The organism is Rhizobium aethiopicum, assembly GCF_014197535.1.
In the GTDB taxonomy this organism is placed as follows: domain Bacteria; phylum Pseudomonadota; class Alphaproteobacteria; order Rhizobiales; family Rhizobiaceae; genus Rhizobium; species Rhizobium aethiopicum_A.
In genome coordinates this window covers 174937-198860 of record NZ_JACIFV010000001.1, presented here as the reverse complement: position 1 = coordinate 198860, position 23924 = coordinate 174937, and the positions used below count along the sequence as shown (strand labels likewise).

The window sequence follows — 23924 nt, the reverse complement described above, 5'->3', positions numbered from 1 at the left end:
GTCAGGCCACACCGCATCATTGCGATGCGCCGCCCGAGGGTGAAGGCGCCAGAGGCCGCTCGACCTCCCGGCCGACACTGAGCGCCTTTCGCACATTCGGCTCCAGCCGCTCGATATAGGCGTGATCGGGCGCCGCACCGAGCGCATCCAGCATTTTCGAGAAGAAACACCGGGCCGCTGTGGCGGCCGTAACGTCGAAGATTTCGGCGTCACTCAGCCCGTATTTCTTCAATCCGTCTATGTCCTGCTGCGTGACCGATGTCGCATCGCGCGCCACCTTGGCCGCAAAGGCCATGATCGCGCGTTCGCCGGCATCGATCGGCGCCTTTTCGGTCTCGTTGACAACTGCCGTCAGTCCGTCGCTGGTAAATCCCTCGCGCAGCAGCACCGAGCCGTGCGCCAGCATGCAATAGGAGGATTTAAGTTCCTTGGCCGCCGCCAGCGTCACCAGTTCGTAGCGCCTGAGGCTCATATGGCCGCGAATACTCGAAAGCAGCCCCGCCCAGCTCTCCATCACCTCCGGCCGGTGGCCGAAGGCACGATACATATTCGGCAGATAACCATAATTCGCCTCGGCCGACGCGTACATCGACGTCGTCCTCTCGCTGGCGGATGCATCCGGGGTGTGAATGAAAGCCATGGCATGGTCCTCCTCTATTGCGAGAAGGATAGGGTAGATATGCCGGACAGCAATCCTGCGCCGTCAGTTCGGGAACGAGCAATCGGCCTTACGGGACGCCACTTGAGGGCCTGAATGATCAGGCAACGTCGTTGCCCGCCAGAACGTCAACGGCTCTCCTGATTGGAAGAGTGACGGTGAAGGTGGATCCGCACCCTCTTGCACTTCGCACCTCTATCGAGCCTTGATGCAGTTCGATGATCTGCTTCACAAGATTGAGGCCGATACCTGTTCCGGCAATCCCGGTCGAGGTCCGTGCGCGGAAATAGCGCTGAAACAACCGGGGCACGTCTTCAGCATCGATCCCCACGCCGTCGTCGCTGATCGAAACCTTGATATTGCCCGTCTCCTCCCATGCCGCAACACGAATTTCGGAGGTTCCTGGCGCGTATTTCACCGCATTCGAGAGCAGATTGGTGAAGACCTGGCTTAAGCTGCGGGGATCAGCATCGATGAATTCCGGCAACCCGTCTATGTCGAGCACGAAGCCATGCGTCTTCGAGATCGCCGACTGCCGCTCGCAGCAGGTTCTGATCAACGCTCCCACCGCGCAGGCGTCATAACTGATATCGATCTTGCCGGTATCGAGGCGTCCGGCCGACAGGATGCTCTCCATGAGATCGACGATCCGGCTCACCGATGCACGGATCTGTTCGACCTTGTCGTTGAGAAATTCGGGCTCGACCGCGCCCCCTTTCCGCAGCAGCCGCTGGGCGGCAGCATCGATGATTGCAAGCGGGGTGCGGAATTCATGTGATGCCATCGCCACGAACTGGCGCTGCAATTCGTTGATGCTCCGCTCCTGGGCGAGCATCCGCTCAAGCTCGCGCGCCTGCCGTTCGACCTCCGCCGTTCGGTTTTGCACGGTAACTTCGAGCTGATCGTGATGGCGGCGCAGCGCTTCCGCAAGCCGCACGGTCTTCGTGACGTCCTCGTGGGTCGCCACGTACCCGCCGTTCTGCATCGGATTGTGGGTGATTTTGATGATGCGCCCGTCGGTGAGCGCGATGTTCTGGCTCGCCGGTGCGCCGAGTGCCGTCGCTTCGAAGACGACGTCAAAATAGGTGGCGGTATCGGCCGGACCATTTCCCTGCCGGCTTCGATAGGCGAGGATGTCCACCAGCGACGTTCCGGGCTGGGTCAGGAAATCCGGCAGATCGTACATCCGTGCATAGGATGCGTTGCACAATATCAGCTTCTTCGTCGCGTCGAACATGCACAGCCCATGCGGCATATTGCTGAGAGCTGCGTCGAACCGGTGATGCTGTTCGGTCAGATTGTCTTCTACGCGGATATGGGTCGAGATGTCTTCATAGCTGAGGATCCAGCCTCCCGCTCTCGACGGGGCGCAGGTTAAGGAGATCATCCGTCCGTCGGCCAGCGCAAACTGCGAGGTGTGCGGCCTGCCGGTCGTCAACCGTGAACAGGCCGTTGCACGGCAGTCGGCGGTGCCGGGCAGGCCGTCGATATTCATTCCTCTGCGCAGAGTGCCATCGGAAAGGCCGAGAATGTCGAGCGCGCGGGAATTGAAAGCCGTCACCGTATCGGCAGAATCAAGGAGAACAATGCCCTGCGGCAGGTTCTCCAAAATGGCTTCAAACGAATGCGGCATTTCCGGCCCCGCTTTAGATCTGGCACGTCGCCTATCCGTAGCATTAGCCACAAACGATAAAGTTTCGCTAATGCCTCTGGGCGGGAGTTCCTTGGGAGCAATTCCAGCAAAACTGCATCGCGATTCTGCGTCAGGCTATTGGATCCACGACATCTGCCGCGATTCATCCTCGTCAGAGATTTCGCAGGCTGGCCCGAGCTCGCAATATTGGGAAAAACCTGTCGGGTTGTTTCCACGATTTAAATCGTTCCAAAAATACAATCTCCGCCCGCGACGTGATGTAGAGAGAGAAATGTCGGTAAAAGGGCAGCTTTAATCGAAATGCCTCTTGACATATTTGGAACGTTCCAAATAAATAGGCGTCGGTCGACGATGACGTCGGGAGGGTGAAGTGACAAAGGCGCGGGTGACCGTCATCGACATTGCGAAGGCCGCTAACGTCTCCAAGTCGACGGTGTCGCTCGTGCTTCAGGGCTCCTCCCTGGTCAATGAGGCGACGCGTGCCAAGGTCAGTGCCGTGATGCGCGAGCTCGGATACGTCTATAATCGCGGCGCAGCCAATCTGCGGCAGGCCGGTTCCAAATCGAGGATCATCGGGGTCGTCGTGAACGACCTGACGAACAGCTTCTTTGCGGAGTTGGCGGTCGGCGTCGATATAGTCGTTCAGTCGGCCGGTTTCGTGCAGTTCCTGTCGAACACCGGCGAGAGCATCGACAGGCAGCGCGAGGTCGTCGCATCGATGCGTGAACATGGCATTTCCGGCCTGATCGTCTCGCCGGCGCGCGCCACCGATGCCGCCGACTTCAAGCCGCTGGTCGCGGCAGGCATTCCTGTCGTGGTCGTCGTCCGAAACCTGCCCGGCGCCAAGGTCTCGTCCATCGTCTCCGACAACCGGGCCGGCATGATGTCCGCCGTTCAGCATCTGGTGGGTCTCGGTCATAAGCGCATTGCATTTCTCGGCGGCTTTCCCGACACCGCTGTCTTCGATGATCGCCTTGCCGGTTACCGCGGCGGAATAGAGGCGGCCGGGCTCGGATACGACGAGGCACTCGTGATCTCGTCCGCCCCGTCCCGAGCGGGCGGCGTGGAGGCGATCGGAAAAGCGATCGCTATTGGCGACCGGCCCACTGCAGCCGTCTGCTTCAACGATGCCGTCGCTTTCGGAGTCTGCGACGGATTGCGTGCGCGTCGTCTGGAGCCTGGCGCCGACTTCGCTGTCGTCGGCTTCGACGACGTCATCGAGGCGCAGGCGGCAGTTCCCGCGCTGACGACGGTCTCGGTCGATCCGCAGGGCATCGGGCGCCGCGGCGCACAGATGCTCCTCAAGCAGATCAATGCCGGCAAGGCTGAAGCGGAGACGGTGACGACAGCCGTTCGGCTCGTCGTCCGCGAAAGTTGCGGCGGCGGCACAGCCGCGCCGGCGAGGGCCGGCAGAGCGTGAAATTGAAACAGGGTTCGAAGTGACGCCCATGAAGAAGCATCTCACACCAGCCGAAGCGGCCGCGCTGATCCCGGATGGCGCCGTGGTCACGGTGTCGTCGTCGAGCGGTCTCGGCTGTCCCGACCTGATGCTGAAGGCGATCGGCGAGCGTTTCGATGCGACCGGTCATCCCAGTCACATTACCACCCTTCACCCGATCGCTGCCGGCGATATGAGCGGCATCAAGGGCGTCGACTATATCGCGAGGAAAGGTCTGCTCAAGCGCATCATCGGCGGTTCCTATCCCTCGGGCCCGTCATCGGCCGAGCCGCCGTTGATCTGGCAGATGATCACCGATAACCAGATTCCGGCCTATAATATTCCCTCCGGCATATTGTTCGACATCCATCGCGAGGCCGCAGCCAAGCGACCTGGTGTGTTGACCAAGGTTGGCATCGACACCTTCGTCGATCCGCAGCGGCAGGGCTGCGCGATGAACGCTCTCGCTTCGGACGATCCGGTGGTCAAGCGGGTCAGCTTTGAGGGCGACGACTGGCTGTTCTTCCCCTCGATCGTCCCGCAGGTCGCCATCATTCGGGCCACCACCGCCGATGAACGCGGCAACCTCACCTATGAACATGAAGGCGCCTATCTCGGCGGCCTCGATCAGGCGCTTGCCGCCCGCAACAATGGCGGCATCGTCATCGCGCAGGTCAAGCGGATCACCACGGAAGGCTCGCTGAAACCGCATGACGTCCGGGTGCCGGGAATGCTGGTCGACTATGTGATCGTCGATCCCGATCAGAAGCAGACGACGCAGACGGGTTATGATCCCGCCATTTCGGGAGAGATCTTCCGGCCGCTCGATAGCTTCCGCGTTCCGGAATTCAATGTCCAGAAGGTCATCGCACGCCGTGTCGCGCAGGAGCTTGAGATCGGAAGCTGCGTCAATCTTGGCTTTGGCATCTCGGCCAACGTACCGCGGATCCTGCTGGAGGAGGGGCTGCACGGCGCCGTCACATGGGTCATCGAGCAGGGCGCGGTCGGCGGTGTGCCGCTGCTCGACTTCGCCTTCGGTTGTGCCTCCAACGCCGACGCCTATATGCCGTCTCCCTATCAGTTCACCTATTTCCAGGGCGCTGGTTTTGATGCGTCGCTCTTGTCCTTCCTCGAAATCGGCAAGGACGGATCGGTCAACGTCTCGAAGCTGTCGTTCCGGCCCCATGTCACGGCCGGCGCCGGAGGCTTCGTCGACATCACGGCGCGGGCGAAGAAGATCGTCTTCTCCGGCATGTTCAACGCCGGAGCGAAGCTTTCGATCGCCGACGGGACGCTTCTCATCGAGAAGGAAGGCAAGCTGAAGAAGCTGGTGAACGAGGTCGAACACGTCACCTTCAGCGGCAGGCGCGCAATCGAGCAGGGTCAGGACATCACCTATGTCACCGAGCGGTGCGTCATGAAGCTGACGCCTGAGGGCATCGTGTTGACCGAGATCGCGCCCGGCGTCGATCTGCAAACCCAAATCCTCGAGCAGTCCGAATTCCGGCTGATCGTCGCGCCCGACCTGAAGGTGATGGACGCCGCACTGTTCCGGGAGGCTGAGATCGGCCTCTCGCTTCCGGCAAAGAGGGCGCGGACATTGGAGGGCACCTTCAATGGCTAGCGGAACAGTCAAGATCGATATCGAAGGTCACGTGGCAACGCTGACGATGTCTCGTCCGGAGAAGTTGAACGCGCTCGATCTCGATATGCTGAAAGCCTTGGCGGAGGCGGCCGACGCGGTGGAGGCGAACCCGAATGTGCGCGCTGCCGTTCTCACCGGCGAAGGGAAAGGCTTTTCCGCCGGAGGCGATATCAAGGCCTGGGGCGGAATGCAGCCTCAGGAGTTCGGTCACGCCTGGGTTCGCCACGGTCATCGCATCTTCGAAAGACTGGCGACGCTCAGGATGCCGCTGGTCGCGGCCCTCAATGGCCACGCGCTGGGAGGCGGGCTCGAACTGGCCGGCGTTGCCGACATTCGCCTCGCAGAGGAACACATCAAGATTGGCCTGCCGGAGACCGGCCTCGGAATGGTGCCGGGCTGGTCCGGCACCCAGCGTCTCGTGCGCCGGTTTGGCGCGCAGGTCGTCCGGCGCATGGCGCTCGGCGGCGATATTTTTACCGCTGAGGAGGCGCGTCTGCTCGGGGTCGTCGACGCGGTGGTTCCAACGGGAAACGCGCTGGCGGCCGCCAGAGACTATGCTGAACGGATCGCTGCAAGGGGTCCCGCGGCCATCGAGATCGCAAAGTTGATGATTGCATCCGCGAACGGTGAAGACAATGGAACCGCGGTCGAAGCCCTGGGCTCGATCCTCGCCGCCAAGACTGGCGATCTGAAGGAAGGCGTCGCGTCGTTCAGCGAGAAGCGCCCGGCAACATTCAAGGGAGAATGGTAATGACGGTCCTCGTCAACCCCACCGCACTGAGCAACCACAAAGCGCGTGATTTCAGGATGCTCATCGACGGCAGATGGGAGGCCGGTGCCGCCGATCCGATCGAGCGTGTCGCTCCAAGCCATGGAGTCGTGGTCAGCCGTTTCCCGACCGGCAGCAGGAGCGATGCCGAGCGCGCCATCGCGGCCGCCCGCAAGGCCTTCGACCTCGGGCCGTGGCCGCGGATGACGGCTTCCGAACGGTCCGCCATCCTGCTCAAGGCTGCTGATCTGATCGCCGCACGTGCCGAAGAGCTCGCATTCCTCGATGCGATCGAGGCAGGAAAGCCGATTACGCAGGTGCGGGGTGAAATCGTCGGCTCCGTCGACATATGGCGGTACGCGGCGGCCCTTGCCCGTGACCTCCACGGCGAAAGCTACAACACGCTTGGCGACGGCACGCTCGGCGTCGTCCTGCGCGAGGCGATCGGGGTGGTGTCGATCATCACGCCCTGGAATTTCCCGTTCCTGATCGTCGGCCAGAAACTGCCCTTCGCCCTGGCCGCAGGCTGCACCACCGTCGTCAAACCCTCGGAACTGACATCGGGATCGACGCTCGCGCTCGGTGAAATCCTGCAGGAAGCAGGCGTGCCGGAGGGCGTCGTCAACATTGTCACTGGTACGGGACCTGAGGTCGGCGCGGTCATGACGTCCCATCCCGACGTCGATATGGTCTCCTTCACCGGCTCGACCGGTGTCGGAAAACTGACGATGTCGAATGCGGCGCAGACGCTGAAGAAGGTCTCGCTGGAACTCGGCGGCAAGAACCCGCAGATCGTATTCCCGGATGCCGATCTCGACGCCTTCATCGACGCTGCGGTCTTCGGTGCCTATTTCAATGCCGGCGAGTGCTGCAATGCCGGCTCACGGCTGGTCCTGCACAAATCGATCGCTGCCGACGTCGTCAAACGGATTGCGGAACTATCGAAGAATGTGAAGGTCGGTGACCCGCTCGATTCTTCGACGCAAGTCGGCGCGATCATCACACCGCAGCATCTGGAGAAGATCTCGGGCTATGTCGCCGGCGCCAGGAGCAGCGGCGCCCGGATTGCCCATGGCGGTGAGAAGCTCGACCTCGGCATGGGGCAGTTCATGTCGCCGACGATCCTCGAAGCTGTCACGCCTGACATGGCGGTGGCGCGCGAGGAAGTCTTTGGCCCTGTCCTGTCGGTCCTGACATTCGAAACGACTGCCGAAGCGATCCGGATTGCCAATTCCATCGACTACGGCCTGTCGGCCGGTGTCTGGAGCCGCGATTTCGATACCTGCCTGACCATCGGCCGATCGGTGCGGGCGGGCACGGTCTGGATGAACACCTTTATGGACGGCGCCTCGGAACTGCCCTTCGGCGGCTACAAGCAGAGCGGCCTTGGCCGGGAGCTCGGCCGCCACGCGGTCGAGGATTATACGGAGACCAAGACGCTGAACATGCATATCGGCAAGCGCACCAACTGGTGGATGCCGCGAACCTGAGGCTGGCTTCGCCGGCGACGAAACTACGCCTGAGGAGGGCGGGTGATCGGGTGCGGGAATGGTCCCGCATCTCCAAACGGGAACTGGGAGGTTCTTCGATGAATAAGTTCATGAGCTCGGCAGCGGTCGCTGTCGTGATGCTGGCTGGTTTGGGTGCGGCGCAGGCTGCTGACGTCAAGGAAGTGCAGATGCTGCACTGGTGGACGTCGGGCGGCGAGGCAGCGGCTTTGAACGTCCTGAAGGAGGATCTGTCGAAGGAAGGCTTTGCCTGGAAGGACGTCCCGGTTGCCGGCGGCGGCGGTGATGCGGCGATGACGGCGCTGAAGGCGATGGTGGCGGCCGGTACCTATCCGACGGCCTCGCAGATGCTCGGTTACACCGTGCTCGATTATGCCCAGGCGGGCGTCATGGGCGACCTGACCGAGACCGCCAAGAAGGAAGGCTGGGACAAGTCGGTGCCGGCCGCACTGCAGAAGTTCTCCGTCTATGACGGCAAGTGGGTCGCAGCCCCGGTCAACGTCCATTCGGTCAACTGGCTGTGGATCAACAAGGCGGTGATGGACAAGATCGGCGGCAGCCAGCCGAAGAGCTTCGACGATCTGATTGCGCTCCTCGACAAAGCCAAGGCCGCAGGCGTCATCCCCTTGGCGCTCGGCGGCCAGAACTGGCAGGAAGCGACGATGTTCGATTCGATCGTGCTGTCGACCGGCGGACCGGAGTTCTACAAGAAGGCCTTCAACGATCTCGATGAGGCGTCGCTGAAGTCGGACACGATGAAGAAGTCGTTCGACAACCTTGCGAAGATCGTCAAATATGTCGACCCGAACTTCTCCGGCCGCGACTGGAACCTGGCGACCGCCATGGTCATCAAGGGTGATGCGCTGGTGCAGGTGATGGGCGACTGGGCCAAGGGCGAATTCGTCGCCGCCAAGAAGACACCGGATAAAGACTTCCTCTGCTACCGCTTCCCCGGAACCGAAGGCAGCGTCATCTACAACTCCGACATGTTCGGCATGTTCAACGTTCCCGACGACCGCAAGGCCGCGCAGGTGGCGCTGGCGACGGCGACGCTGTCGAAGAGCTTCCAGTCGGCCTTCAACGTCGTCAAGGGTTCGGTTCCCGCCCGCACCGACGTTCCCGACACCGACTTCGACGCCTGCGGCAAGAAGGGCATCGCCGATCTGAAGGCCGCCAACGAGGGCGGCACGCTGTTCGGTTCGCTCGCCCAGGGTTACGGCGCGCCTCCGGCGATCGCCAATGCCTATAAGGACGTCGTCTCGAAGTTCGTCCACGGCCAGATCAAGAGCTCCGACGAAGCCGTCACCCAGCTCGTCCAGGCGATCGACGACGCCCGCTGAGACCGCTGCCGAGAACAAGGCTTCCCCGCGTCATCGCGGGGAAGCTTCAGCCCCTGACGGAGATGCAGGGGCGATCATGCGGGGACAGGCATGCGAGCCAGCCCCCCATGACGACATGCAGGGAGGAGATGACATCCATGAGCACAGTTGCGACCACCGATCCGGTTCTGACGCCGCGACAAGCGACGCGGGTCTCACTGCGCGGCCGGCTGCAGGATGCGCTGCCGAAGATCGTGCTGGCGCCGAGCTTCGTCATCACGCTCATCTTCGTCTATGGCTTCATCGTCTGGACGGCCTATCTCTCCTTCACCAATTCCAAGACCTTTCCCTCCTATGCGCTGACCGGGGCGCGCGCCTATCAGCGGCTGTGGCGCTGGACCTTCGAGAACGATCCGCCATCCTCCTGGTACACCTCGATCACCAACATGGCGATCTTCGGCTTCCTCTATGTCGGCATCTGCCTGGCGCTCGGCCTGCTGCTCGCCATCCTGCTCGACCAGAAGATCCGCGGCGAGGGGTTATTGCGGCCGATCTTCCTCTATCCGATGGCGCTCTCCTTCATCGTCACAGGCGTCGCCTGGAAGTGGTTCCTCGATCCCGGCCTCGGGCTCGAGCAGACGCTGCACCACTTCGGCTGGACGAGCTTCCACTTCGACTGGATCAAGAACAAGGACTTCGTCATCTATACCGTCGTCATCGCCGGTGTCTGGCAGGCGTCAGGCTTCGTCATGGCGATGTTCCTCGCCGGGCTGCGCGGCATCGACGGCGAGATCATGAAGGCGGCTCAGATCGACGGCGCCTCACCCTTCCAACTTTATCGCCGCATCGTCATTCCGCTGCTGCGGCCGATCTTCCTGTCGGCCTTCATCGTGCTCGCCCATATGGCGATCAAGTCCTACGACCTGGTGGTGGCGCTGACCTCGGGCGGGCCGGGCGGCTCGGCCTGGCTGCCGTCCAACTTCATGTATGAATATACCTTCAAGCGCAACGAGATGGCCGTCGGCTCGGCCAGCGCCATCATCATGCTGATGACGATCTCGGCGATCATCGTTCCCTATCTCTATTCCGAACTGAAGGAGAAGGCCCGATGAGCAGCCTCACCTCTCCGATCGGCACCTCCTCATCGGCAACGGCTGTGGCTGCGGCAGGAGCGGAGCGCGGCAACAGCGCCCGCTGGATCGGGCGCCTCGTCATCTACGGCCTGCTGGTGATCTTCGCCATCCTCTACCTGATGCCGCTCTTCGTCATGCTGACGACCTCGTTCAAGACGATGGACGAGATCCAGGGCGGCAACATGCTGGCGCTGCCTGAGGCGCCGACCTTCGATCCCTGGGTGAAGGCCTGGGGCGAGGCCTGCGTCGGGCTGACCTGCGCCGGCATCAAGGGCTACTTCTGGAACTCGATCAAGATGGTGGTGCCGGCGGTAGCGATCTCCACGATCATGGGGGCGCTCAACGGTTATATCCTGACCAAATGGCGCTTCCCCGGCCATACGCTGGTGTTCGGGCTGATGCTGTTTGCCTGCTTCATCCCGTTCCAGTCGGTGCTGTTGCCGATGGCGACGATCCTCGGCTCGCTCGGCCGCTTCGGCGTCACCCTGCAGAACGCCACCGGCTGGAACTTCGGCTTCGGCAATTCGACGGTCAATCTGGTCTTCGTCCATGTCGTCTACGGCCTCGGCTTCACCACGCTGTTCTTCCGCAATTTCTACGAGGCCTTTCCGACCGAACTGGTCAGAGCCGCCCAGGTCGATGGCGCGAGCTTCTTCCAGATCTTCCGCCGCATCATGCTGCCGAACTCGCTGCCGATCATCGTCGTCACCGTCATCTACCAGTTCACCAACATCTGGAACGACTTCCTGTTTGCCTCGGCCTATGCCGGCACCGGTGACTCCATGCCGATGACGGTGGCGCTCAACAACGTCGTCAACACCTCGATCGGGGTGGTCGAATACAATGTCAACATGGCGGCGGCGATGATCGCGGCCGTGCCGACGCTCATCGTCTATATCCTCGCCGGCCGCTATTTCGTGCGCGGCCTGATGGCGGGCGCAGTCAAAGGGTAAGTCATGGCCTTCCTGGAAATCTCCGGTCTCAGAAAGCGCTTCGGCGCCGTCGACATCCTCAAGGGGATCGATCTCGAACTCGAAAAGGGCGGCTTTCTCGTGCTGGTCGGCCCGTCCGGCTGCGGCAAGTCGACCCTGCTCAACACCATTGCCGGGCTGGAGACGATCACCGCGGGCGAGATCAGGATCGACGGCCGCGACATCAGCGGGTTGCATCCGTCCAAGCGCGACATCGCCATGGTGTTCCAGTCCTATGCGCTCTATCCGAACATGACGGTGGCTGGAAATATCGCCTTCGGCATGGAGATCCGCGGCATTCCCAAGGAGGAGCGGGCCAAGGCGATCAAACAGGTCTCCGACATGCTGCAGATCGGCCATCTGCTCGACCGCAAGCCTTCCCAGCTCTCCGGCGGCCAGCGCCAGCGCGTCGCCATGGGCCGGGCCTTGGTGCGCAATCCGCAGGTCTTCCTGTTCGACGAGCCGCTCTCCAATCTCGATGCCAAGCTGCGCGTCGACATGCGCACCGAGATCAAGCGGCTGCACCAGCGCATGGGCACCACCTTCGTCTATGTCACTCACGACCAGATCGAGGCGATGACGCTGGCGACCAAGATCGCCGTGCTGAAGGACGGGGTGCTGCAGCAGTTCGGCACGCCGGCCGAGATCTATAACAGCCCCGCCAATCTCTTCGTCGCCGACTTCATGGGCTCGCCGGCGATGAACCTGCTCAACGCCACCGTCGAGAACGGTGCCGCCGGGCTGGCGGTCTCGCTCGAACGGCCGAATGCCACGCCGCTCAGACTGCCTGTCGTCTCCGGCAATCACGGCCTGTCTGCCTATGCCGGCAAGCCGGTGATCTTCGGCATCCGTCCCGAAGCCTTGACCGATCCCGACGGCGCCGATCGCAAGGCGCGTTCGCTGACCGAGGACGATTGCCTGATCGAGGTCGTCGAACCGGCCGGCTCCGACACCTTCGCCGTCACCAAACTCGGCGGCAAATCCGTCGTCGCCCGCCTGCGCGCCGATGCCGGCATCGCCCCAGGCCAGAACACTCGCCTCGCCTTCAATCTCGACAAGGCCGTGTTCTTCGATCCGGAAACACAGGCGCGCATTGCGTAACGGGCAGGTGCTGACATGAGCGGTTCACCAGACATCCTCATCATCGGCTCGGGCGTCGGCGGCGCCACCGTCGCTGCCGGCCTGGCTGTATCAGGTGCTGAGATATTGGTCCTCGAAGCCGGCGATCATATCGCCGATCTTCCCGTCAATCGCGACCAGCGCGCCATCTTCCAGCGTGGACATTTCCGGCCGAAGGAAACCTGGTACGAAGCGGACGGCAGGGGCTTCAACCCGGGCAACTATTACAATGTCGGCGGCAATTCGAAATTCTACGGCGCCGTCTTGTCGCGCTATCGCAAAGAAGATTTCGACGTCATCGAACATCGGGAAGGCGTGTCGCCGGCCTGGCCTTTTCCCTATGAAGAGCTGGAGCCGTGGTATTCGAGGGCGGAGCTGATGTATCAGGTCCGCGGCAGTCTTGGCGAAGATCCGACCGAACCGCATCATTCGGTTGCCTACGAATTCCCGCCCGTGCCCGACGAGGCGCCGATCGCCGACATCAGGGCGCGCCTGAAGGCGAAAGGCCTGCATCCGTTTTCGCTGCCGCTCGGTCTGGATCTCGACGCCTGGCTCTCCAAGGCGCGTACGCCCTGGGATGCACATCCGAATTCACAGGACGGCAAGATGGATGCCGAGACCGCAGCCCTCGCGGTGGCGCTGAAACACGAGAACGTGCGACTTGAGACCAATGCACGGGTGATACGGCTCGACACAGGGGCGGGGAGCCGGATCGACCGGGTCACCTACGTCAAGGACGGACAGACGCTGACCGTCTCGCCCCGGATCATCATCCTTTCCGCCGGTGCGGTGCAGTCATCCGTGCTTTTGCTCCGTTCGAAAAACGACCGCTTCCCGAGGGGGCTCGCCAATTCTTCCGACCAGGTCGGTCGCAACTTCATGAACCACAACGCCTCGGCCGTGATAGCGGTGTCGCCGCGCTTCAGGAACACCGCCGTCTACCAGAAGACCTTCGCCTTCAACGACTTCTATCTCTCGGACGGTGAGGGTGGACCGCCGCTCGGCAATGTGCAGTTGCTGGGGCGTATTTCTGAAAAGGTCCTCAAGGGCTCTCTGCCACAGGCGCCGGAATGGCTTCTGCGTTTCATGACGGACCATGCCATCGACTTCTATGCGATGAGCGAGGACGTTCCGAATCCCGAAAGCCGCGTGATGGTCGATGGCGATCGGATCGTCCTCAAATGGCAGAGGACCAATTGGGACGCGCATCTTGCCCTCGTCGCCAAGCTGAAGGCGATCCTGCGGTCGATCGGTTTTCCGATCGTGCTCTCCAGAGCTTTCGACAAACGCACGCCGTCCCACCAGTGCGGAACGATCCGCATCGGAAACGACCCGGCAACGGCGCCACTGGATCCATACTGCCGGTCCTACGATCACGGCAATCTTTTCGTCGTCGACGCCGGTTTTCTGCCCACATCGGCTGCGGTCAATCCGGCACTTACCGTCGCCAGCCAAGCGCTCAGAGTTGCCCACCACATCGCATCGACGGACTTGCAGACACAGGCAGATCCATTGGCGCGCGCCGGCTTCAAATAGGACAGTAAAATGGGATTCGATTATATCATCACCGGTGCCGGTCCTGCGGGCTGCGTTCTTGCAAGCCGCCTCAGCGAAGATCCCGACGTCAAGGTACTGCTTCTGGAGGCCGGCGGAGGCGACTGGAATCCGCTTTTCCACATGCCCGCCGGATTCGCCAAGATGACGAAGGGCGTCGCCAGCTGGGGATGGGAAACCGTTCCCCAGAAGCACATGAAAGGCAGGGTGCTTCGCTATACCCAGGCAAAGATCATCGGCGGCGGCTCTTCGATCAACGCGCAGCTCTACACGCGCGGAAACGCGGCCGATTATGATCTCTGGGCCAGTGACGACGGCTGCGAGGGCTGGGACTACCGTTCGATCCTGCCCTATTTCAAACGTGCCGAGGACAATCAACGTTTCGCCGACGATTACCACGCCTATGGCGGTCCGCTGGGGGTCTCGATGCCGGCTGCACCGTTGCCGATCTGCGACGCCTATATCCGCGCGGGACAGGAGCTCGGCATACCCTATAATCACGACTTCAACGGCCGCCAGCAGGCCGGCGTCGGATTTTACCAGCTCACCCAGCGCAACCGCCGCCGGTCATCGGCATCGTTTGCCTATCTCTCGCCGATCAAAAACCGGAAGAATCTGACGATCCGGACGGGCGCGCGCGTCGTCCGCATCCTGCTGGAGGCAGGCCGCGCGGTTGGCGTCGAGATCGCGACCGAAAATGGTCTGGAGGTCGTGCGCGCCGAACGCGAAGTCTTGGTCTCGTCAGGCGCGATCGGATCGCCGAAGCTCCTGTTGCAGTCCGGCATAGGGCCAGCCGACCATTTGACTGCGGTGGGTGTCAAGCCTAGCCACGATCTGCCCGGCGTCGGCGGCAATCTTCAGGACCATCTTGACCTTTTCGTTATCGCCGAATGCACCGGCGATCATACCTATGACGGCGTCGCAAAACTCCACCGCACGCTTTGGGCGGGGATACAATATGTCCTTTTCCGCACCGGTCCGGTCGCCTCCTCACTCTTTGAAACCGGCGGCTTCTGGTATGCCGATCCCGACGCACGGTCGCCCGATATCCAGTTCCACCTCGGCCTGGGTTCCGGCATCGAAGCCGGCGTCGAGCGGCTCAAGAATGCCGGGGTCACGCTCAACTCGGCCTATCTGCATCCGCGCTCGCGAGGGACAGTGCGTCTCTCATCCGCCGATCCCGCTGCGGCTCCCTTGATCGATCCTAACTACTGGTCCGATCCTCACGACAGGAAGATGTCGCTGGAGGGGCTCAAGATCGCCCGCGAAATCATGCAGCAGGCGGCGCTGAAACCCTATGTCATGGCCGAAAGGCTGCCGGGACCGAAGGTCATGACCGACGAGCAGCTTTTCGACTATGGCTGCGCCAACGCCAAGACCGACCATCATCCGGTGGGCACCTGCAAGATGGGAACCGGGTCTGACGCGGTTGTCGGGCTCGATCTCAAGGTTCACGGCCTCGAAGGCCTGAGGGTTTGCGATTCCTCGGTCATGCCGCGCGTGCCGTCCTGCAACACCAACGCGCCGACGATCATGGTCGGTGAAAAAGGATCGGACCTCATCCGGGGCTTGGCCGCCCTGCCGTCGGCGATCTTCGCCTATGAACGCAATGATACCAGGCCACGAGCCCGCGCCGAGATCCGCTAAGGAGTGACGACAATGTCTGAAGTGAGAGTTGCAGTGCTTGGCGCCTCGGGCTGGATGGGAAAGGTCCACACGATGGCCTATCAGACCTTTCCGCATTTTTTCGGCGTGTCGGAGGGAACGGCGCGGATCGTGGCGCTTGTCGACAGCAACCCTGACGTAGCGCAGGATATCGGCAACAGGGCGCCGGGGGCCAAGATCTTTCAGGATTGGAAGCTGGCGGTCGCCGATCCCGAAGTCGATCTGATCGATATCTGTCTGCCCGATCATCTGCACTATCCGGTGGCCAAGGCGGCCCTGCTGGCCGGCAAGCATGTCTATTGCGAGAAGCCGCTGGCAAACACCGCCGATGAAGCGCGGGAGCTGGCCGAGATCGCTAGAGAGAAGGGTGTCATTACCCGTGTCGGACACGCCTTTCCCCGAAACCCCGTTCATGATCTGGCGAAAGAGATCATCGAATCCGGTGAAATCGGCGAGATCAAGCTGTTTCGCGGCTGCCAGCACGTCGACATGTATGGCGATCCCACAGCGCCGTTCATGTGGCGCGCCGATGGCAAGCTCGCGCCGACCGGGATCGTCGGCGACACCGGTTCGCACATCTTCAGCTTCATGGATTTCCTCGTCGGCCGCGTCAGCTCGCTGATCGCCGACAATCTCATTGTCACCCCGCGCCGGCCGATCGTCGAGGGCCTTGCCTATGGCGAGCAGGTGAAGCTCACAGGCAACGAGGTCTGGGCCGATATCACCAATCCCGACGCGACGAACCTGCTGTGCCGGTTTGCCAACGGCGCCGCCGGCATCGTCGACTTCAGCCGCGTCGCCACCGGCCGCAAGTTCATGCAGACCTACGAGATTTATGGAACGAAAGGCAGCATCGCCTATACCTATGACGAGATAAACCGACTGCGTTTTTACTCCAACGACGACAGCACCGGACGGCGGGGCTTCCGCGAGATCGACGTCGGTCCTGAGAATGCGACCTTCCGGGCTTTCCTTCCGCTGCCGAATTTCGGCATCGGCTATAATGAAAGCAAGATCATCGAGGTGGCGGAGGTGATCCGGTCGATCGTCGCAAACAGACCGATGTGGCCGACATTCGATACCGGCCACCACATCTGCCAGATCGTCGACGCCTGCATGGAGTCTTCCCGGCAGAGACGCTGGGTGGATATCCCGCTCAATTGATTGTGACGCGCCGATGACCATAGATGTTCCGCAGGAAATCCTTGACGCACTGACCGATGTCGATATGCCGCGGCTTCCGCCGGAGCCGCCTGCTTCCGGTCTAGCCCGCCTCGCCGGCATCGACGTGCCGATCTACCGAGCCGGCTGCGTCGTCGTCGGATCCGGCGCTGCGGGTCTGCGTGCGGCGGTGGAAATGAAGCGGCGCGGCGTCGATGTCGTCATCATCAGCCAAAGCGCATGGGGCGGAACCTCGGCCTGCTCTGGCTCCGACAAGCAAACCCTCCACACCGCGAACACGGCCGATCAGGGCGATAATTACCGGGCGATGGCCCGCGCCATCGGCGGCGGCGGCGCCATGGACGAGGACACGGCCTATGTCGAAGCGGTCGGCTCGTCACGGATGATGGCATCGCTGCAGTTCTTGGGGCTGCCGCTGCCCCAGGATCCGCTTGGCGGAACACTGAGATATCAGACCGACCATGACGAGGTCGGCCGCGCCACCAGCTGCGGCCCGCGCACCTCGCGGTTGATGGTCAAGGTGCTGGCGGAGGAGGCGATCCGGCTGGCCGTGCCGTTCTACAACCAGACCACCGCGGTCAAAATCCTCACCGAGGGCGAGGGGGCTGAGCGTCACGTCGCCGGCATGCTCGTCATGCGCGCCGGCGACCGTAGGCAGGAGAACCCGCTCGGCATCGCCTTGTTCGTGAGTGACGTGATCGTGCTCGCCGCCGGCGGCCCGGGCGAACTCTATCGCGACAGCGTCTATCCCAACGGCTGCTTCGGCTCTCTCGGACTGGCGCTCGAGGCAGGCGTCGAGCTCGTCAACCTAACCGAAAGCCAATTCGGTATCGGAACGCGCAGGGAGGGATTCCCGTGGAATCTGTCCGGCACATATGTCCAGGCGATCCCGCATATCTATTCGGTCGACGGCGAGGGCGCAGAACACCATTTCCTGGCGGGATACTATCGAAGTACCCAGGAGCTGGCGTCAAACGTCTTCCGTAAGGGTTATCAATGGCCGTTCCACGCGACCCGCATGCTTGATTTCGGCTCGAGCCTGGTCGATCTCGCCATTTACAGCGAGACCGCAGCGGGTCGGCGCGTCTTTATGGACTTCAATCGCAATCCTCCGCCCGTTCCCGGCGGCCTGCCATTCAGCCTGGAGAGGCTTGACGAGGACGTTCGCCTCTATCTCGGCAAGGCTGGCGCCGATCAGCAAATGCCGATCGATCGATTGAAGCATATGAACCCGCTCGCGATCGAGCTCTATCGCCGTTACAAGATCGATATTGCCGAAGAGCCGCTGGAGTTCGCGGTCAATAACCAGCACATGAACGGCGGCATCATGGTCGATAGCTGGGGCCGCACCAATCTGGGTGGCTGCTACGCGGTCGGGGAGGCGGCGGGCACACATGGGGTGACAAGGCCCGGTGGAGCGGCGCTGAATGCCGGGCAGGTCTTCGGAACCAGGGTGGCCGAACACATCGGCGCCGGCGGAGCAAAGCGGCCTGACGCGGGACGTGTACCGGAGGCCGCAGAGGCGGGCATCGTCAATCTCCTTTCCGCCCTGCTGAGTGAAAGCCCGCTCACCGTCAAAGCGGTCCGCTCGGCGGTACAGGCCCGCATGAGCGAGAAGGCGGGCATCATCTGCGATCAAAGGAGCGTCCGCCAGGCCTTGGTCGAAGCGCGGGCGCTGAACGCCGAAATCCGCGCCAATGGCCTCGCCTACGGCCGCGCGGCCGAAGCGGTCCGAGGTGTGCAATGGCGGCACATGGCGCTTGCTTCGGAAGCGGTGCTGAGCGCACTCGACTTTTTCATTGGCAGGGGCGGCGGCAGTCGGGGAGCACGCGCGATCTGCGATGCGGAGGGCGAATTCCTTCCGCAGGCGAGCGCCGGTCCACTGGAGGACTATCGTTTCCGTAGGGAAAGCGAAGCGCATCGCCAGGAGCAGATCGTCGTTCGGCTCGAAGGCGATGAGATCAGGCTTTCAATCCGTCCGAACCGCGAACTGGTTAAAGGCGCCAAATCCTTTTTCGAGCGGGACTGGCCCGCCTGGTTGACGGGCCGCATCTATGATCTGGACGGCGGCGAATGAGGCGATGCTGTCATCGCATCAATCAGGATTTGCGACCGCTGGCGGAACCCGGATGCGCTCCGTATCGTCAGAGCCTTCGGCGACGGCTTCCTCGCTTTTGCGCACATGCCTTGGCGGATCTTTCCCTTCGACCGGTTTCGGCGACAACTGGTCGTCGGCCTGAATTTCGTCGGTATTGAGATAGTTCTTGCTCTCGCCCATGACGATCACTTCCGGTTGGAGAACTGCGGGGCAGGAATGCGTCCCTTGTGATCGACGCGGCCTGTCTCAGGGTCGGAGCCGGGGACGCCGTCGCCCGCCTCGCGGCTGCTGCCCATGCTGACGGGAGGTTTGCGCCGGTCGTCGATATTTGCCTCGGGCAGCTCGTCGTCCTGAGTATCCTCGTTCAACGATTTCGGCGGAAGCTTGGCGGAATCGGGAATGGGTTTCGTGCGCATCGGACAATCTCCTTTGCAGGCAAACTCCGGCAGGCATCGCAGGTTCCCCGATATTCTGCGATCGCTTACACGGCTTCAGCTGCGGGAATATCGAGCTCTATCATGACGGGTGCGTGGTCGCTCGTATGCTCCCAGCCCCGCGGCTTGCGCCGGACGGTCGCCGATCGAAGCCACGGCGCCACCGTCGGGCTGAGCAGAAAGTGGTCGATCCGAAGCCCCGCGTCGCGCTCGAAACTGTTCCGCCAATATTTCCAGAAGGTGTAGATGCGCTCGTCCGGATGCAGATGCCTGATGGCATCCGTCCAGCCTTGGGAGACGAGCCGGGCATAGGCTTTGCGGACTTCGGGCCTGAAAAGCGCATCGTCTCGCCAGCGCTCCGGCTTGTAGACGTCGATCTCCGTCGGCATGACGTTGAAATCGCCGGCAAGGATGGAAGGGACCGCGATCTCGAGCAGTTCGGCGGCATAGGCGTGCAGGCGACGAAACCAGCGGAGCTTGTATTCGAACTTGGTGCTGGGAAAGGGATTGCCGTTCGGCAGATACAGGCATCCGATCAGCATGCCCTCGATGACGGCCTCGATATATCGGCTGTGGGTATCGTCAGGATCGCCCGGAAGACCGCGCCGGGTCAGGATCGGTATCTTGTCCTTTGCCAGGATGGCGACGCCGTTCCAGGATCGCTGTCCGTGCCAGACGGCGCCGTAGCCGGCCCGTTCGATCTCTTTTCGCGGAAATCTGGCGTCGTCGGTTTTCAATTCCTGAAGGCAAGCCACATCGGGGGCATCTTCCTTCAGCCAGCGCAGCAGGTTGTTCAGTCGCCCGTTGATCCCGTTGACATTGTAGGTTGCGATTTTCATGAGAGCTCATGCCGAGGTGTGCTGGCCATGATACAAAAGCCGGACGCGATCTTCCAGGTTCACTTAACGTGAGGTCTCGTTTCGTCGCATTTCATTGCCGCAAGACCGCCGCATATTTTGCGCGGCATGCATCAGAAACGCTCCTGCGTTTCCTCTTCCGGTAGTCCGCGCCCGCAGTCGGCCCAGTCAAGCCGGCTCTCCACGCCGTAATGACCTGCCGGGCGAATCCTGTCGGGGCGATCAAGCGAGCCGACTGTCACGCGGATCAGTTCGTCGCCGTCATACTGAAGGAAGAGCGGCGTTCCGCATTTGCCGCAAAAGCCGCGTGTCGCAATGGGCGAGGATCGGTAAACGGCAGGGGAAGATTCCGTCCAGACGAAATCTTCAAGCTTGGCCTGGACAAGAACCGCGAAAGGACCGCCGGTCGCTTTCTTGCACATGTCGCAATGGCAATATCCGGAATGCGGCGGATCGCCGGTGAATTCGTATCGGCAGGATCCGCATAGGCAGCCGCCGGTCCATTGGCTTGCCATCATGGCCCCTCAACGCGTCGCGCCGAACACGAAGGCGATGCCGGCGACGATCGCTGCGGCCGTCAGCGGCTGCCGACGTATCCGATCCTCGATGTCCTGGACGAAACTCCTAGCTTCCGCCTTTGCCAGCCTGGCTGTTCCGGACGCCAACTCCGACGCGGACTCCGCCATCCGACCGACTTCTTTCTGAAGCGCACGCAGTTCCTCGCGGTCGGCATCGAATCTGTTCGAGGCGTGGGAAGTCTGCAGGGCCTGGTCGACCAGCGGATACTCCTGGTCGAGCGCGGTCGGATCAGGCTCCCGCTTCACCCGCTCAGCCGCTTCGACATCGCTGCGGCCGACGGGAATGGAGGTATGGGTGGCGGAAACAGGATCAGAAGCGGGAAACGTGTCTTCGATCGCTTTGTCGAGTTCGCCCTTTCGGGACTGTTTTCGCTGCTCTGCCTGCTCTTTTCGCAGGGACTGGACGGCGGGTGAATCATTCGGGTTCGGCATCGCGGTTTCCTCTGTTGCACTTTGATAAACAAAGCGGTGACGAGGAAAGAAGTTCCAGAAAAATGCGTCTGCGCCTCATCCAGCAACACCATGGCGACAATGTCGACAATATACGCGCCGAGGCAGTATTTGTGATGACATCGCTCGTATTTTTGGGGGCGCATCCACTGCATGCCGGACCAAAGTCCTGCCTTTTCTTAGTACCTAGGTCCGGTTGCATTTAGCCTTCAGAAAGGCGAAAATTCTCAAGGCGTCCAATAGGCGTAGGAACGGCGAAGAACGGATGAACAAGGCAATGGCATTGACTATCTCGAAACGGGGTTTTTTGAGATTGGGCGGCTGCGCTGCCGTCGCCCTCGTGGCTGCCGCATCGCCTGTGACCCTCAATCTCGATGGCTCCCTTCGCGTTCTGACGGTGAAACACGCAGCGGCAAAAGACGGCAATAACGGCGGCGGCGGCGGAAACGGCAACGGCAACGGCGGCGGAAACGGCAACGGTGGAGGGGGCGGCAATGGGGGAGGCAATGGCAACGGGGGCGGAAACGGCGGTAGTGGTTCCGGCAACAGCGCAGGTGGAAGCTCCAACAGCAACGCCGGATCCTCTTCCTCCTCGGCCTCGTCGTCGACAGGATCGAAGGCCAGAGCGACCGAAGGCACCGATGGGTCGATCAACGTTCGCCACGCGAACGGCATCACCGAAAGCCTGCGCAGTGGCCGCTATATCATGAAGGACTCGAAAGGCAGGACGATCATAAGCCGGCAGGCGACGGCCGGCGACGCAAACCGGCTGAGCAATTTCCTTCGCTGAGGCAGAATGCGGAAAACGGCGCCGCAGAGATGCCGGGTCGACCCGGCGCTATCGCCGTTCGCGCCATTGCAGGGCCGCTTCGGTCCTGTTCGAGGCGCCGAGCTTGCTCAGGATCTGGGTCATATGGTGCTTCACGGTCTTTTCCTGCAGGTTGAGGCGCAGGCCGATATGCTTGTTTGACAGACCTTGGGCGACGAGATCCATCACCTCGCGCTCCCTTGGCGTCAGACTGTTCTTGTCGGAGTTTCCGTTTTGTAGCGAATTTTCCATCGCCTTCGCCGACATCGTCGGCGAGACATATCGCGCTCCGCTGAGGACGGTTTTAATCGCTTCGGCGAGACCGCGTGAACCGACACCTTTGAGAACGTAGCCCATCGCGCCCTGCTGTAGGGCTCCGAGCAGCGTGTCCACCTCCTCGGATACCGTCAACATCAGCACTTTCGTCGTCGGGCTCAGCGCCAGGACGTCGGCGATCGCAGCCAATCCGCCGCCGGGCATCGAGACATCGAGAAGCATCACGTCGGGGAGGTTGTTCGATGCGATCATGGCGGCGTCTTCGCTGCTGGCCCCTTCGCCAATGACCACGAAGTCGCTCATCTCCGACAAGCTGCGCGTTACACCCTCGCGAAAAAGCGGGTGGTCGTCCACGACGCCGACGGTGATTGGTGTCATCTCTATTCTCCAGCTTCCATAGGCTCGAAGGTCATGGTCACGGTCGTTCCTCCTTCACCCGTCTTGATATCGAAAGATCCCCCCAGGCTGTCGATGCGTTCGCGCAGCCCCACCAGGCCGAGGCTTGTCGGCCTCACCTCCGTCGGGTCGAACCCATCGCCACGATCACTGACCTCCACACAAACATGACCATTGTGCGACACGGCTTTCACGGTCTGCTGAACGCCGCCGCCGTGGCGATAGGCGTTGTTCAAGGCTTCCTGAACGAAGCGATAGATACAGATCTTTACGGCAGCGGCGAGCTCGGGTCCATCCTCGTCGATGATCGTTTCGACAACGGTTTCGGTCTTGTGCCGGTGTGCTTCGACAACCCGCAGCACGATATCGGTGATTGACGACTTTTCGATCTGCGGGAGCACCAGTCCGCTGCAGATATTGCGGATTTCCGTCATGGCCTCCGCGAGGCTCGAGCGTATCCAGGCCAGTTCCTTTTCGCGTGCTTCGGGTTCGGTGGATGCGTTGATCAATAAGTCGCTGTCCAGTCGCAGTGAAGCATAGGCAATGTGCTGTGCCGGGCCGTCGTGAAGATCGGCGCCAATGCTGCGCAGATATGTTTCGTTCAACGCCGCCACGCGCTGCGAAGCGCGTTGCAACCGCCGCTGGAGCCCGCGATTTTCCGCCAGCAGCGCAGACAATTCCTTGACCCGTTCTTTGAGATCCCTGCGCTGCGCTTCTATCGTGCGGCTTCCGCGAAACACCAGGGCGGAGAGAACGAGGAAAAAGACGCCTGTCAGAGCGGCGACTGCGCCCCAGCTCTGCAGCCTGGCGTGCGCCAGACTGTCGCCAAGGCCCTCCGCGGTCTCGTAGAATTCGAGCACAGCGACCGCCTGGCCGGACCACGGCTGGAGAACCGGATTGTAGATTTCCATCAGCGGCTTGCCGAGCGCGCGCTCGGCACCGCTTTCCGGGTCATCGGCAATCTCGTAGCGCGCAACGAGCGAGCCGGCGAATGCCTTCCGCAGCTTGGCGTTCAGGGGAAACTTCTGGCCCACCAGATCCTTGTCGTTCGAATAGAGGATGGTGCCGTCGTTTCGCCACAACCTGAATGAGACAAGGCGCCTGCCAAGCGCCCCCTGGCCAAGCGTTTCGTCGAGAGCCTGAGCGCTGCCTTCGTCCAGCAGCGATTCCGTTTGCATGTCGGGAAGCAGCGGCGCCACCACGCTGTCGACGTAAAGCGCCGTCGCCGCGCCGGAATTATGGATGACGGCGTCCTCGATCAGATGGGTGACAAGGATGCCCACGAGAAACATGGCGGCGATCGAGACCAAGCCACCCGCGATGAAAAATTGCGAGGCGAGTGAGCGGGCATTCCAGCGGCGCAGCCAATTCATTTTGATACCATGAGACTTTGCCGACTAACCTACAGCGTC

Annotated in this window: 22 protein-coding genes; 13 read left to right on the top strand and 9 right to left on the bottom strand. The window is 61.8% G+C overall.

The features are described 5' to 3' along the window. Positions 1 to 16 precede the first annotated feature (16 nt). The gene (locus GGD53_RS01060; protein ID WP_184452847.1) at positions 17 to 640 is read right to left on the bottom strand and encodes a carboxymuconolactone decarboxylase family protein; all 624 of its coding nucleotides are present in this window, start codon (positions 638 to 640) and stop codon (positions 17 to 19) included. 118 nt (positions 641 to 758) lie between these two features. Beyond that, on the bottom strand, positions 759 to 2291 hold the full coding sequence (locus GGD53_RS01055) for a PAS-domain containing protein (RefSeq protein ID WP_184452845.1): 1533 nt from the start codon (positions 2289 to 2291) through the stop codon (positions 759 to 761). 391 nt (positions 2292 to 2682) lie between these two features. On the opposite strand from GGD53_RS01055, the gene GGD53_RS01050 reads away from it, so the two are divergent. The 12 genes from GGD53_RS01050 to GGD53_RS00995 all read left to right on the top strand — a co-directional run bounded on the left by GGD53_RS01050 (position 2683) and on the right by GGD53_RS00995 (position 18692). Next, positions 2683 to 3732 (top strand): substrate-binding domain-containing protein, encoded by a 1050-nt coding sequence (locus tag GGD53_RS01050; protein WP_184452843.1) that lies wholly within the window; start codon positions 2683 to 2685, stop codon positions 3730 to 3732. Positions 3733 to 3760: 28 nt separating this feature from the next. Further along, positions 3761 to 5374, top strand: a complete 1614-nt coding sequence (locus GGD53_RS01045; RefSeq protein WP_184452841.1) for an acyl CoA:acetate/3-ketoacid CoA transferase — start codon at positions 3761 to 3763, stop codon at positions 5372 to 5374. Then, positions 5367 to 6146: an enoyl-CoA hydratase/isomerase family protein gene (locus GGD53_RS01040; RefSeq protein ID WP_184452839.1), complete on the top strand. Its 780-nt coding sequence runs from the start codon at positions 5367 to 5369 to the stop codon at positions 6144 to 6146. Before GGD53_RS01045 ends, GGD53_RS01040 begins: the two co-directional genes overlap by 8 nt. Continuing rightward, positions 6146 to 7654, top strand: coding sequence for an aldehyde dehydrogenase family protein (locus tag GGD53_RS01035; protein ID WP_184452837.1), 1509 nt, complete (start codon positions 6146 to 6148; stop codon positions 7652 to 7654). Before GGD53_RS01040 ends, GGD53_RS01035 begins: the two co-directional genes overlap by 1 nt. 98 nt (positions 7655 to 7752) lie before the next feature. Further along, a complete protein-coding gene (locus GGD53_RS01030) occupies positions 7753 to 9012 on the top strand; it encodes an ABC transporter substrate-binding protein (protein WP_184452835.1) in 1260 nt (419 codons plus the stop codon). Positions 9013 to 9149: 137 nt separating this feature from the next. Further along, positions 9150 to 10103, top strand: coding sequence for a carbohydrate ABC transporter permease (locus GGD53_RS01025; protein WP_184452833.1), 954 nt, complete (start codon positions 9150 to 9152; stop codon positions 10101 to 10103). Further along, positions 10100 to 11077 (top strand): carbohydrate ABC transporter permease, encoded by a 978-nt coding sequence (locus tag GGD53_RS01020; protein ID WP_184452831.1) that lies wholly within the window; start codon positions 10100 to 10102, stop codon positions 11075 to 11077. The genes GGD53_RS01025 and GGD53_RS01020 overlap by 4 nt, the downstream gene beginning before the upstream one ends. 3 nt (positions 11078 to 11080) lie before the next feature. After that, a complete protein-coding gene (locus GGD53_RS01015) occupies positions 11081 to 12196 on the top strand; it encodes an ABC transporter ATP-binding protein (protein ID WP_184452829.1) in 1116 nt (371 codons plus the stop codon). A gap of 15 nt (positions 12197 to 12211) precedes the next feature. Further along, complete coding sequence (locus GGD53_RS01010; protein WP_184452827.1) at positions 12212 to 13750, top strand: GMC oxidoreductase; 1539 nt, start codon at positions 12212 to 12214, stop codon at positions 13748 to 13750. A gap of 9 nt (positions 13751 to 13759) precedes the next feature. Next, entirely contained in the window at positions 13760 to 15415 is a 1656-nt protein-coding gene (locus GGD53_RS01005) for a GMC family oxidoreductase (protein ID WP_184452825.1), read from the top strand. 12 nt (positions 15416 to 15427) lie between these two features. Continuing rightward, complete coding sequence (locus GGD53_RS01000) at positions 15428 to 16597, top strand: Gfo/Idh/MocA family protein (RefSeq protein WP_184452823.1); 1170 nt, start codon at positions 15428 to 15430, stop codon at positions 16595 to 16597. 13 nt (positions 16598 to 16610) lie between these two features. Next, complete coding sequence (locus GGD53_RS00995; RefSeq protein ID WP_184452820.1) at positions 16611 to 18692, top strand: FAD-binding protein; 2082 nt, start codon at positions 16611 to 16613, stop codon at positions 18690 to 18692. Between the two features lie 18 nt (positions 18693 to 18710). Here the strand turns inward: GGD53_RS00995 and GGD53_RS00990 are convergent, their stop codons facing one another. The 5 genes from GGD53_RS00990 to GGD53_RS00970 all read right to left on the bottom strand — a co-directional run bounded on the left by GGD53_RS00990 (position 18711) and on the right by GGD53_RS00970 (position 21014). Then, positions 18711 to 18893 carry a hypothetical protein gene (locus GGD53_RS00990; protein WP_064801965.1) on the bottom strand — a complete coding sequence of 61 codons (183 nt, stop codon included), beginning with the start codon at positions 18891 to 18893 and terminating at the stop codon, positions 18711 to 18713. Between the two features lie 5 nt (positions 18894 to 18898). Then, the gene (locus GGD53_RS00985; RefSeq protein WP_184452818.1) at positions 18899 to 19129 is read right to left on the bottom strand and encodes a hypothetical protein; all 231 of its coding nucleotides are present in this window, start codon (positions 19127 to 19129) and stop codon (positions 18899 to 18901) included. A gap of 65 nt (positions 19130 to 19194) precedes the next feature. Beyond that, positions 19195 to 19986: an exodeoxyribonuclease III gene (xth, locus tag GGD53_RS00980; protein WP_184452816.1), complete on the bottom strand. Its 792-nt coding sequence runs from the start codon at positions 19984 to 19986 to the stop codon at positions 19195 to 19197. Between the two features lie 131 nt (positions 19987 to 20117). Next, a complete protein-coding gene (locus GGD53_RS00975; protein WP_184453485.1) occupies positions 20118 to 20519 on the bottom strand; it encodes a GFA family protein in 402 nt (133 codons plus the stop codon). 9 nt (positions 20520 to 20528) lie between these two features. Then, positions 20529 to 21014 carry a hypothetical protein gene (locus GGD53_RS00970; protein WP_184452815.1) on the bottom strand — a complete coding sequence of 162 codons (486 nt, stop codon included), beginning with the start codon at positions 21012 to 21014 and terminating at the stop codon, positions 20529 to 20531. A 301-nt stretch (positions 21015 to 21315) separates the two neighbouring features. Between GGD53_RS00970 and GGD53_RS00965 the strand changes: the two genes are divergently transcribed. Beyond that, positions 21316 to 21822 carry a hypothetical protein gene (locus GGD53_RS00965; RefSeq protein ID WP_184453483.1) on the top strand — a complete coding sequence of 169 codons (507 nt, stop codon included), beginning with the start codon at positions 21316 to 21318 and terminating at the stop codon, positions 21820 to 21822. Between the two features lie 48 nt (positions 21823 to 21870). On the opposite strand, the gene GGD53_RS00960 is transcribed toward GGD53_RS00965, so the two are convergent. Continuing rightward, positions 21871 to 22494 carry a LuxR C-terminal-related transcriptional regulator gene (locus GGD53_RS00960; RefSeq protein WP_184452813.1) on the bottom strand — a complete coding sequence of 208 codons (624 nt, stop codon included), beginning with the start codon at positions 22492 to 22494 and terminating at the stop codon, positions 21871 to 21873. A gap of 2 nt (positions 22495 to 22496) precedes the next feature. Next, positions 22497 to 23885 carry a sensor histidine kinase gene (locus GGD53_RS00955; RefSeq protein WP_184452811.1) on the bottom strand — a complete coding sequence of 463 codons (1389 nt, stop codon included), beginning with the start codon at positions 23883 to 23885 and terminating at the stop codon, positions 22497 to 22499. Positions 23886 to 23924 lie beyond the last annotated feature (39 nt).